We start from the raw sequence: 12,006 nt of genomic DNA, 5'->3' as shown, positions 1-12,006 counted from the left end.
ATCTTTTTCTTACATTACTTTCAGTATTTGTCGTCACATAAAAGTCATAATACAATCGGCATCCAAATTGGGATTTCACCATGAGCCATCATAAAATAAAACTTAAGCTTCACTATGCTTCACATATAAAAACGTCTTTAAAGACGAGCTGTCACCCGTTTCAAAGACGTTTTAAATCATTCGATTATCATTTAAAAAGTTAGATTATTCAACTGTTGACACTGCTTGTTCGCGTTTAGATAAATTAAACATTGTTAATAATGCGACAATCCCAAAAATACTTAAGAATATAAAGGCGAGATGACTTGAACCTGTGAGCGACGTTACCGCTGTAATCACTAATGGTGGGAAGAAGCCTCCAAGACCGCCCATCATTGAGACAATACCATTCGCAACGCCAGCTTCTGTTGTGAAATATAGTGGAACGAGCTTAAACACTAAGCCATTACCGATACCGACACAGATACTCACTGTTAAGCATCCAATTGTAAATAATAAAATTTGACTGGAAATACCTAAAATGAGTGCACCTACAATCATAATTGAAAAGAATACTTTCAGCATAGAGACAGCGTTAAACTTATCACCTAAAATACCACCAAGTGGTCGTAAACATGTTGCTAATGCAATGAAAACTCCGGTACGAATCCCTGCATCTACTTTATCAATACCAAAGTTTTGAACAAGGAAGTTCGGTAAGAAAAGACCGAAAGCCACGAATGCACCAAATGTAATAAAATACCAAAAACTTAAATAATAAAGTTTGTAATTACGCATTAACTTTCTTGATTGTTCGACTAAAGGCACTTTGACTTTTGGTTCATTGCCATCACCTAAGAAAAACATGATGACTGCAAATACAGCCATAATAATTAAATAGCTACGCACTGTATTTTGCCAACCAATCAAACCTGCAATAGGAGGTGCTAAAAATGAAGATACTGCAGTACCGAGGTTACCCATACCATATATCCCATTCGCAAGCCCCACTTTATCTTTGGAAAAATATTTAGGTAATGAGGTTACCCCTACTGAGAAGATTGCCCCACCAACACCAAGGAAAAAGCCTGCAAACATGAGTGCCCCTGGAGATGTCGCTTGGCTTAATAAGAATATAGGCACGAGTAATACTAAAAAGCTTGTAAAGAATACCCATTTGGCACCGACGATATTCGTTAAATAACCAAACGGTACACGCAAGACGGAGCCTAATATAACTGGAATGGCTAAAATAATTGAAAGTTGACCACTCGAGATTTGAACATCCTGCGAAATAAAAGGAATCAATGGTGCGATAATACTCCATGCCATAAACCCTGCCACTAAACTCAATGTTTGAAGCCCTAATTGTAAACCCGCTTTTGACTTATTCATTGATCATTCACCTTTCTCGTTTGACTCCATTTCGAATCAAATTCACTAAATTTTCTCTACGCGTTGATAAAATGATAATTTAAACATTTCCAACTCAAATATAGTTTAACTTTATTGTGAAATTTATAACATAAGGACTTCCCCTATACGCAGTGTGGGGTATCCCCTAACCTGAAATTGATGTATAAGCATTGTTGAAAATTAGACAAAATCAGGATTAAGACGAGATTGACATCACTTTACGTTTAACAATCAGGCATCTCATAAATAGCTTTTTTACCTAGCTAAATCAATTCGCAAAGATAAAAAATTTATAAAATAAAGGATATCAAATAGGGACGTGTGTAGGAGTATGTTATACTCATTTGTAATAGAGAATGACTTCAATAATCAACATGCAATTATATTTTAAAAAGAAGGTGCATTGATTGAAAAAAACAGTTGAGTGGCTCATCGCAATTGTCAGTGCCATTGCGATTGTGTTATTGATTAGAACTTTTATTGGAACACCCTATACCGTTAAAGGGCAATCTATGTTTCCCACTTTTCACGATAAAGATCGTGTCATTGTCAGCAAGATTTCAAAGTCATTGAACCATCTCAATCGAGGTGATGTCATTGTCTTTCATGAGAATCAACATAAAGACTTTATTAAGCGATTGATTGGTCGTCCAGGAGACACTGTGGTATATAAAGACGATCAACTTTACGTTAACGGTAAAAAATAAAAGAACCCTATTTGGATTCTAATAAAAAGTACAAAATTGGGGACTTTTTGACCGAAGATTTTAATGTGGAGGATTTAAAAAATGCGCAAGGTGAGGCTAAAATCCCTGCACATCGCTACTTGGTATTAGGGGATAATCGCCAAAATAGTATTGATAGTCGACGTCCTGAAGTGGGTCTGATTTCAGAACAACAGATTGTAGGTAAAGTAACCGTAAGAGTTTGGCCTTTCAACCGAATCCAATTTGGCTTTAACCCTGACACTTTTAAATAACAAAAGAGCCGACATTTCAAATTTTTGATAACCTTGCCTACATGAGCTCGCTTGGTTAGGGGCTGAAGTCTCAACTAAATTTGGCTTAATTGAAGCTGAAAATTGATGAAGCCAAATTGGATTTTTGACTTCAGCTCTTCCCTTAAGCGTCTCGTTCATTGTGGCAATCATTCCATAATCATGAAGGTATAGAGGACAATTTTAGGAGACAATGAAAGCTTTTTAGAAAGTCAAAACTGTAAAAATTAGAGGGATGTATCAAAGTAAATGTATTATCAATTAAATATCGTTTATTTTGATATGTATATCTTTTAAATTCTAAACGTTTATGATGTGGATAAATATCGTGGATTTTTTGTCCTTATTAATTAAATGATACGAAAGTGACTTATTTTTTAAAATTATAATAGTGAATGGTGACTTGCAGAAACGAAGTATTTACGACGAGACTCCTGAGGGAACAGGACGAGCGGAAGACTACAGGCTGAGGCTGTTCCCTCGGAAAACGAAGTCATATAATACGAAGTTTCATCATATAAAAAGCGCTAAGACAATTTTCTATTAAAAATCATCTTAGCGCTATTTATTTTGTAATTGATGTGCCGAACTTTTTTACACACACCTTTTGATTATTCAAAACCGCTCCGTATATTGGAATTGTTTATGCTTCAAAAAACACTTCATTTTCGTCGACTAGAAATCTAATAGCTTTTTCTTTAATGCATACTCCACGAGCTCTGGTTTTGATTTTAAGTTAAGTTTATCCATAATACGTGTTTTATGTGCTTCTACTGTTTTAACAGAGACAAATAGTTTTTCAGCAATATCTTTATTCCCATATCCTTTGGCAATTAACGGTAAAATTTCAAGTTCACGTTTCGATAAAATCTTGAATGGGTCATTTGAGTACGATTCATCCTGTGAAGATTGAACAAATTCTTTAACTAAAGACGTAGTCATTTTAGGATCAATATAAGTTTGCCCTTGATAGACTGTGCGAATCGCTAACAATAATTGTTCATCTGGCGCATTCTTTAAAATATAGCCACTTGCCCCGCTTCGCAAGACGTGGAATAAATATTCTTCATCATCGTACATCGTTAATATCAGAATTTTAGTATTCGGAAAACTGTCTAAGATTTTACTCGTCGCAATTAATCCTGATTCACCCGGTGGCATACTGAGATCCATAATGAGTACGTCCGGCTCATATTTCATCACTTTTTGATACGCCTCAACGCCATCGGCAGCCGTCCCTACGACTTCCATATCCTCTTGAAAGTTAAGTATCATAGAAAAGCCTGTACGTACGACGGCGTGGTCATCAGCAATTACGATTCTCATGCTTTATTCCCCTCACTTTTGACTAATTGGTACTTCGAGCGATACGATGGTGCCTTTACCTTTCTGCGTTTCAATATTCAAATGCCCGTTGACCAACTCAGCACGTTCATACATCCCATACAAGCCTAATCCAGACCCTTTAGGCGAATCGCTCGGTTCAAAACCTAAACCTTGATCTGAAACCTCAGCATAGAGATAATTTTGGTCTTTTCGTATGATGACATCGACATCATCAACATCTGCATATTTCATCGCATTGAAAACTGCTTCTTGAACGATGCGATAGACAACGGTTTCGATTTCAGTATCAAAACGTTCTGGTTCAATATCAAAGTGATAATTCACAACTAATCCATAATTATTTTCAAGTTGCTTAAAATAAGACTTAAAAGCGGCATCTAACCCTAAATCATCTAAGGAGGAAGGACGCAACTCTGATGATAAATTTCGAATGTCATCAATTAATTTTGTCATCAAGCCCTCAATATTTCTAGAGTTTGCTAATAAAGAATCCATATCTTGCTGATATTTGAGCAAGCGCATTTCAACATTCACATTAATCAACTCTTGAACTACACCATCATGTAGTTCTCTAGAGATACGTTTCCGCTCATTTTCTTGTGCTGCAATCGTCTTTTGAATCATATTACGTTGATAAAGTTCTTCTTGTCTTTGTAGTTGTGCTGTGACATTTTGTAAAGTAAACGCCTTAATCTGTTGGGCTTCATCAATCGTTTGGTATGTGGCTGTAAAAGGCTCAATTTTATTGTCAGTCGTCTTCATAAAAACTTGAAAAGTCGTATTCCCTAACGTTTCTGAATGTAAAAAACAGTTTTGACATGTACGCAAATCATGTTCATTGGTATATCCTTCACAACGTCCACATATTGTATTAGAAATACCACTCATATCATTATCTGGCGAGATGATACGTTTCGCTGCCTCATTCATATAAATCACTTTACCATTGCGGTCAATAAAGATAATCATTTCTGACGTCTTATGGTAATACGACAATAAAAACGACAATAAATCATGTGTCTTTTCTGTCATCATAACATCACCTTATCTTCACTCGTTAAGCCACTAATACCTTTAATTAACGACAAATCACTCGCAATCTGAGGTAACGGTTTTTGATTACGTTGGCCTAATAAGAGCACACCTTTCACACGATGATTATGCCATAGAGGTATAGCGATTAATGCGGTAATCTGTTCACTCATTAAGATTGGAAAGTTAAAAAGTGAACTTTGAATTTCATGATGTGTCGTATCCGGAATCACCATAGGCTTCCCTGTCTTCATCACATTACCCGCCACACCATGACCATGACGTAAGACGATACGTTGATAACGCTCATTTAAGTTGCCTGACACGTAACGCCATTTGATCTTTGTACCAACATGATCTTCTGAGGGTAATGCGATACCGGCAAAGTCAAACTCATATTCATGACGTATTCTATCTATTTCATCTTGATAATCATGTTGAGAAAAATCAATCTGGTTCACGGTCATCACTCCAATTTAAATTTTGTGTTTACGATAAATAATATAACTGCGACTCGCGTAAGATAAAGGGACACTCCACACATGCACAAGACGTGTGAAAGGCCAACATGCCATAATCGTAAAACCCAGTAAAATATGCAATTTAAATGTTAATGGAACACTCACCATGAGACTTGCATCAGGGCGCAACGTAAATAAACCTCTAAACCATATTGAAATCGTTTGTCGATAATCAAAGTCAGGCGTCGTTGCATTTGTCACTAATGTAGCATAACATCCAATAAAAACAATTAATAACAATAAAAAATTGACAAAAATATCTGATGCAGAACTTAAACGGCGCACATTTTGTTTAGTCACGCGTCTAGCAGTTAACAACAACATACCGATTAACGTTATTATACCAAAAATACTTCCGATATACACCGCTCCGATATGGTAGATATGATCGTTCACACCGATTGCCGTTAACCAATGTGCCGGAATCAATAATCCAACGACATGACCGAAAAACACGGGAATAATCCCTAAATGAAACATGAGACTCCCCCACTTAAGTTGCTTCTTTTCAATAAATTCACTCGATTTTGCAGTCCATGAAAACTGGTCATATTGGTAGCGAACGATATGACCAATCACAAAGATTGCAAGACAGAGGTACGGGAAAATCACCCATAAAAATTGATTAAACATGATGTCTCACCTCTTCGACTTGTACAATGCATTGCTTTAACGTTTCTCTAAGACCTTTAATTAAGTGACGATAAGGATTGCCTTTTTCTTCAAGATATTTCATCATCGGATACGTTCCATCTTCAATGATCATCACTAATAATTGCGTGTTTTCTTGTGCCCTTTCATCCCCGTCAAATTGAGCAGCGTATAAGAACTCCAACATCAATGGTAAATAATCTGAAAGCTCAGATGAAGGCATCTCTAGGCCAAACATTTCATAAAGTACTTTTAATTTTGCTAACATTTGTCCGCGTTCTTTTTGGGTATCAAACTGATTAAATGTCATGTAGAGTGTCGCTTTTTTATTAAAATCAAACGTATCAGTGTAAAGCATTTGAATTTCAGATAAACTCTTTTCATACATTTCTTCACGATATTGTTTGACATATGGATATGCGGGGTGCGCTTCATGAAAAATTTCTTCAAAGACTTTAGGGTGGAAGGTTAACTTCTCTGGAAAAATTAACTGTTGGCTCATGTAACCGAGCGTCTCTTTATAGCTGTTTAGCCGATCAAGATTAATCACGGAAAATCCCTCCATAGAAATTGTCGTTATAAATTTCACGGCCTGTTTTACCACCTGCACCTACAGGCACACCACAACCATCACAGTTCGCCCCGAAATGTTCACCACCATAGCCTTGACTTCCTTGCGCTGCATAAGTGTCCATGTATTGCTCTTTATGTGACGTTGGAATCACAAAACGATCTTCATGTTTCGCAATCGCCAATAAACGGTACATGTCTTTTGCTTGTCTTTCTGTGAGACCCACACGATCTAAGCGTGACATGTCAAACTCACGGCCTGTATTTTGTGCACGCATATAACTTCTCATCATAGCCATTCGTTGAAGTGACCCTTTCACAGCTTTTGTATCCCCAGCTGTGAAAAGCTCTGCCAAATATTGTACAGGTAAACGCATTTCTTCAATTGCTGGAAAGATAGCATCAGGATTGTTTCCGGCATTTTGTCCTTCAAAATAATTCATTATTGGACTTAAAGGTGGACAGTACCAAACCATCGGCATTGTACGATATTCTGGATGAAGTGGAAACGCTAACTTGTATTCAATTGCCAATTTATAAATCGGTGAATTTTGAGCTGCTTCAATCCATTCTTGAGAAATACCATCTTTCTCTGCTTGTTCAATAACTGCCTCGTCATAAGGATTCAAAAATAAGTCCAACTGTTTTTCATATAAGTCTTGCTCGTTTTCAGCAGACGCCGCTTCTTGAACGCGATCCGCATCATATAATAGCACGCCTAAATAACGCATACGGCCTGTACATGTTTCAGAACAAACTGTCGGAATCCCTGCTTCTACACGAGGGAAACAAAATGTACATTTTTCTGCTTTGTTTGTTTTCCAGTTGAAGTATACTTTTTTATAAGGACAACCTGTCATACAGTAACGCCATCCACGACACGCTTCTTGATCGACTAACACGATACCATCTTCATCACGTTTATACATCGCCCCTGAAGGACAAGATGCGACACAGCTTGGGTTTAAGCAATGTTCACAAAGTCGAGGCAAATACATCATAAACGTTTGATCAAAGTTAAATTTAATTTCTTCTTCAATCTTTTGAATGTTAGGATCTTGAGGGCCCGTAATATGTCCGCCTGCTAAGTCGTCTTCCCAGTTAGGACCCCAGTCTAAGTCCATACGCTGTCCTGTCATTAATGAATGGGCTTTTGCGACAGGAGAATGTTGGGCAGGTTTAGCTGTTGTTAAGTGCTCATAGTTATATGTCCAAGGTTCATAGTAATCTTTAATCACTGGCATATCTGGGTTATAGAAAATTTTACCAAGTGCTATTTTGTTCAAGCGTGTTCCTGATTTTAACTCCAGCTTACCTTTTTTGTTTAATGTCCATCCCCCTTTGTAATGCTCTTGATCTTCCCATCGTTTTGGATAGCCGATACCCGGTTTTGTTTCTACATTGTTAAACCACATATATTCTGCACCAGGTCGATTTGTCCAAGTACTTTTACATGTCACACTACATGTATGACATCCGATACATTTGTCTAAGTTCAGAACCATTGCTACTTGCGCCTTAATCTTCAAGCCAATCCACCTCTTTCATCTTTCTCACTGCCACGTATACATCCCGTTGGTTCCCAATTGGACCATAATAATTGAATGAATAACTGATTTGGGCATAGCCCCCCATTAATTGTGTCGGTTTTAAGTGAATACGCGTCGGTGCATTATGCGATCCACCACGTGTTCCCGAAATTTCAGACCCCGGTGTTTCAATATGTTTATCCTGTGCATGATACATATACATTGTGCCTCGAGGCATCCGATGTGACACGACTGCACGCGCTGTGACTACACCATTACGGTTATACACTTCTAACCAATCATTATCATTAATGTCATGTTGTGCTGCGTCTTCATTTGAAATCCATACCGTTGGCCCCCCACGGAACAACGTCAACATATGTTGGTTATCTTGGTATGTTGAATGGATATTCCATTTACCATGTGGTGTTAAATATCGAAGTACGAGTGTATCGACGCCACCTTTGACAGGCTTATCTTTCGTTCCAAATACCATTGGTGGTAATGTTGGTTTATAAACAGGTAACGCTTCTCCAAATTGTTGGAAAACTTCATGATCAATATAAAAGCTTTGGCGTCCTGTTAACGTTCTAAATGGCACTAGTCGCTCAATATTTGTTGTAAATGGAGAATAACGTCTACCTTGTTTGTTCGAACCCGGAAAGACCGCTGTTGGAATCACTTCACGTGGTTGTGATGTAATATTTAAGAATGAAATTTTCTCAGATGCGCGTTCTGCTGAGATATCTTTTAATGGCATACCCGTTTGTCGTTCTAAGTCTTCGTATGATTTCTGTGAAACTTGGCCATTTGAAGCAGATGAAACATTTAAAATCACATCAGCTACTTTACGCGCTGTATCAATCCGCGGTTTATTATTTTTAATCGAATCATCTTCCCATGTCCCTACCATGCTTCGAAGTTCATCGTATTGTTCTTTGACCGAAAAGCTCACGCCATGGGCACCAACTTTACCGTTTTCTAGTAAAGGTCCCACAGAAATGAATTTGTCATAAACGTCAGTATAAGTACGATCAACCACTGCAAAGCCTGGCATCGTTTGACCCGGAATTGGTTCGATTTCACCTTTTGTCCAGTCGTGCACTTTACCGTATGCCAGTGAGATTTCTTGCTTAGAGTCGTGTGCAAGCGGTGATGTTACAACATCTTTATAAGTACCAGTGAGGTGAATGCGAGCCATTTCAGAAAATGTTCGGCTAATCGTTTTGAAAATATCCCAGTCTGAACGTGATTCCCATAATGGATCGATTGCCGGATTGAATGGGTGAATGAAAGGATGCATATCTGTTGAAGAGATATCATGTTTTTCATACCAAGTGGCCGCTGGTAAAACAATGTCAGAATATAAAGGCGTTGCTGTCATACGGAAGTCTAAAGAAACAAGGAGATCAAGTTTACCTACTGTATCTTCTCCCCACTCAATCTCTTCAGGTCGATCCGTTTCATTTGGCTCAGCCATTAGTGCTGATTTTGCACCTAGTAAATGTTTCATAAAGTATTCTTGACCTTTAGCAGAACTTGAAATCAAATTCGAGCGCCAAACAAATAAAGTCTTCGGATGATTTTTACGTAAATCTGGATTTTCAACTGCAAATTTTGTTTTACGTGATTTCACATCTTCAATGGCACGTTTTAAAATCGCTTCATTATTAAATTCACCAGCATCGCGTGCTTCTTCTCCCCATAAAAGACTATTGCGGTCAAATTGTGGATAAGAAGGCAACCAGCCATTACGTGCAGCTAAAACATTATAATCAGCAGGATGTTGTAATTTGATATTCTCTGCAAGTGGTGAAGCTAAGCGATCAACACCTGACTCTTCATATTTCCATTGGTCTGTCGCAAAGTAAAACCAACTTGTTCCATTTTGTAAACGTGGTGGCCCTTGCCAGTCTTTAGCGAAAGCAATCGTATTCCAACCTTCAATCGGACGACACTTTTCTTGTCCAACATAATGGGCCCATCCGCCGCCATTCACACCTTGACAGCCACATAAAACGACTAAGTTTAACACAGAACGATAAATGGTGTCTGAATTAAACCAATGGTTAATCCCTGCGCCCATAATAATCATAGAACGTCCACCAGTATCGATGGCATTTTGTGCAAATTCCTTTGCCACTTGTGTCACAACATTCGCTTTGACACCTGTAATCTTCTCTTGCCAAGCAGGTGTATAGAAAGAAGACGCATCATCAAAACCTTTTGATTCTAGTTCATGATTAAAACGTTTCACACCGTATTGACTTGCCATTAAATCATAAACTGTTGCAATGTATGTTTCTTCACCGTTCGCTAACGTCACTTTGCGCACTGGAATCACACGCTCAAATACGCCATTGCCTGCGTTATCAAAATATGGGAATTGAATTGTGACATGCTCAAAATCACCCGTTGCAACTGTCATTGCAGGATCAATTTTAGCGCCCGCTTCATTTTCTAATTTTAAGTTCCATTGTTTGCCATCTTCCCAACGTTGGCCCATAGTCCCATTTGGAACTTGAATCGTGTCTGTCAAACAATCTAAAACAACCGGTTTCCATTCACTATTCTCAGACTGACTGCCAAAGTCACTTGAACGGAGGAAACGTCCCGCTTTGTAACCTTTATCATCTTGATCTAATCGAATCATAAACGGCATATCCGTATATTGTTTGGCGTAGTTGATAAACATTTCTGAAGGTTCATCTTCATAGTAAGTTTGTAAAATAACATGCGTCATTGCTTGTGCTAGCGCTGCATCTGTCCCCGGATTAGGAGCCAACCAGTTATCAGCAAACTTTACATTTTCAGCATAGTCAGGCGCAACAGAAACTACTTTAGCCCCTTTATATCGAACTTCAGTCATAAAGTGTGCATCTGGTGTCCGAGTGAGTGGCACGTTTGAACCCCACATCATAATATAGCTCGCGTTGTACCAGTCGCTCGACTCTGGTACATCTGTCTGTTCACCCCAAATTTGCGGTGATGCTGGAGGTAAATCCGCATACCAGTCATAGAAACTTAACATTTCTCCACCTAATAACGAAATAAAACGTGCACCTGCCGCGTAACTAATCATAGACATCGCTGGAATTGGCGTAAATCCTGCGATTCTGTCAGGCCCATCTTTTTTGATTGTATAAATCAATTGAGCTGAAATAAGTTGAGCCACGTCTTTCCAGTTCGCACGGACATGCCCACCTTTACCACGTGCTGACTTATATAGACGTGCTTTTTCTTCGTCTTCTACAATTGAAGCCCATGCTTTAATTGGATCTTGGTATGTTTCCAACGCTTCTGTCCATAATTCCCATAATTTTCCTCGAACATAAGGATACTTTACACGGAGTGGACTATATTCATACCAGGAGAATGAAGCACCGCGTGGACAACCTCGTGGTTCAAATTCTGGCATATCTGGTCCGCAACTTGGATAGTCAATTTGTTGGTTTTCCCAAGTAATCACACCATTTTTCACAAAGACTTTCCATGAGCATGAACCTGTACAATTCACACCATGCGTTGTACGGACTACTTTGTCATGACTCCATCTTTCTCGATACATTTTTTCCCATTCACGACTTTTGTGTTCTAATACCGACCAATTCCCGTTAAATTTTTCAGTAGGCTTAAAAAAATTCAGTCCAAATCTAGCCATTGTCATCCTCCTCTTACACATAGACTTCAGTCATTACCCATATTGTACATTTATTCACAAGCGTATCCTATTAGGGATTTACCTATTTCATCAAGTGGAATCCCTATGCTTTTACATACCTAATACGTGGTTCTAAATCGCTTGCTTAGCGGTTAAATTCTCAACTAAATTTGACTGAATTCAAGAAAAACTTGGTGAAGGTAATTTGGATTTTGAGCGCATGCAAAGTCATATTAATACGAAGTTTTATCATAAAAAAGAAGCGCTGAGACAATTTTTTATTAAAAATCATCTTAGCGCAAC

The 12,006-nt window shown here is 38.2% G+C and carries 8 protein-coding genes and 1 pseudogene; 1 reads left to right on the top strand and 8 read right to left on the bottom strand.

The genetic code is table 11. The features are described 5' to 3' along the window. Positions 1–204: 204 nt before the first annotated feature. Positions 205–1,374 carry a nitrate/nitrite transporter gene (locus CD118_RS04865; RefSeq protein ID WP_060829453.1) on the bottom strand — a complete coding sequence of 390 codons (1,170 nt, stop codon included), beginning with the start codon at positions 1,372–1,374 and terminating at the stop codon, positions 205–207. A gap of 428 nt (positions 1,375–1,802) precedes the next feature. On the opposite strand from CD118_RS04865, the pseudogene lepB reads away from it, so the two are divergent. Beyond that, a pseudogene (lepB, locus tag CD118_RS04860) lies at positions 1,803–2,374 on the top strand (signal peptidase I). A gap of 693 nt (positions 2,375–3,067) precedes the next feature. On the opposite strand, the gene nreC reads toward lepB, so the two are convergent. From nreC to CD118_RS04825, 7 genes are read right to left on the bottom strand one after another with little or no spacing between them, the layout of a single operon-like run. Then, on the bottom strand, positions 3,068–3,718 hold the full coding sequence (gene nreC / locus CD118_RS04855; RefSeq protein WP_016426198.1) for a nitrate respiration regulation response regulator NreC: 651 nt from the start codon (positions 3,716–3,718) through the stop codon (positions 3,068–3,070). Positions 3,719–3,730: 12 nt separating this feature from the next. Beyond that, positions 3,731–4,774 carry a sensor histidine kinase gene (locus CD118_RS04850; RefSeq protein WP_206167713.1) on the bottom strand — a complete coding sequence of 348 codons (1,044 nt, stop codon included), beginning with the start codon at positions 4,772–4,774 and terminating at the stop codon, positions 3,731–3,733. Next, a complete protein-coding gene (gene nreA, locus CD118_RS04845; protein ID WP_050330034.1) occupies positions 4,771–5,232 on the bottom strand; it encodes a nitrate respiration regulation accessory nitrate sensor NreA in 462 nt (153 codons plus the stop codon). The genes CD118_RS04850 and nreA overlap by 4 nt, the downstream gene beginning before the upstream one ends. Positions 5,233–5,247: 15 nt before the next feature. Next, positions 5,248–5,925, bottom strand: coding sequence for a respiratory nitrate reductase subunit gamma (gene narI / locus CD118_RS04840; RefSeq protein ID WP_050330033.1), 678 nt, complete (start codon positions 5,923–5,925; stop codon positions 5,248–5,250). After that, complete coding sequence (locus CD118_RS04835) at positions 5,918–6,493, bottom strand: nitrate reductase molybdenum cofactor assembly chaperone (protein ID WP_050330031.1); 576 nt, start codon at positions 6,491–6,493, stop codon at positions 5,918–5,920. The genes narI and CD118_RS04835 overlap by 8 nt, the downstream gene beginning before the upstream one ends. After that, entirely contained in the window at positions 6,486–8,042 is a 1,557-nt protein-coding gene (narH, locus tag CD118_RS04830; protein ID WP_050330030.1) for a nitrate reductase subunit beta, read from the bottom strand. The genes CD118_RS04835 and narH overlap by 8 nt, the downstream gene beginning before the upstream one ends. Then, positions 8,032–11,703, bottom strand: a complete 3,672-nt coding sequence (locus CD118_RS04825) for a nitrate reductase subunit alpha (RefSeq protein ID WP_103356344.1) — start codon at positions 11,701–11,703, stop codon at positions 8,032–8,034. The genes narH and CD118_RS04825 overlap by 11 nt, the downstream gene beginning before the upstream one ends. Positions 11,704–12,006: the final 303 nt, after the last annotated feature.

It is taken from the genome of Staphylococcus coagulans, from assembly GCF_002901995.1.
Classification (GTDB): domain Bacteria; phylum Bacillota; class Bacilli; order Staphylococcales; family Staphylococcaceae; genus Staphylococcus; species Staphylococcus coagulans.
Note: the sequence above shows the minus strand (reverse complement) of the source record. Positions and strands in the feature narration are given on the sequence as shown.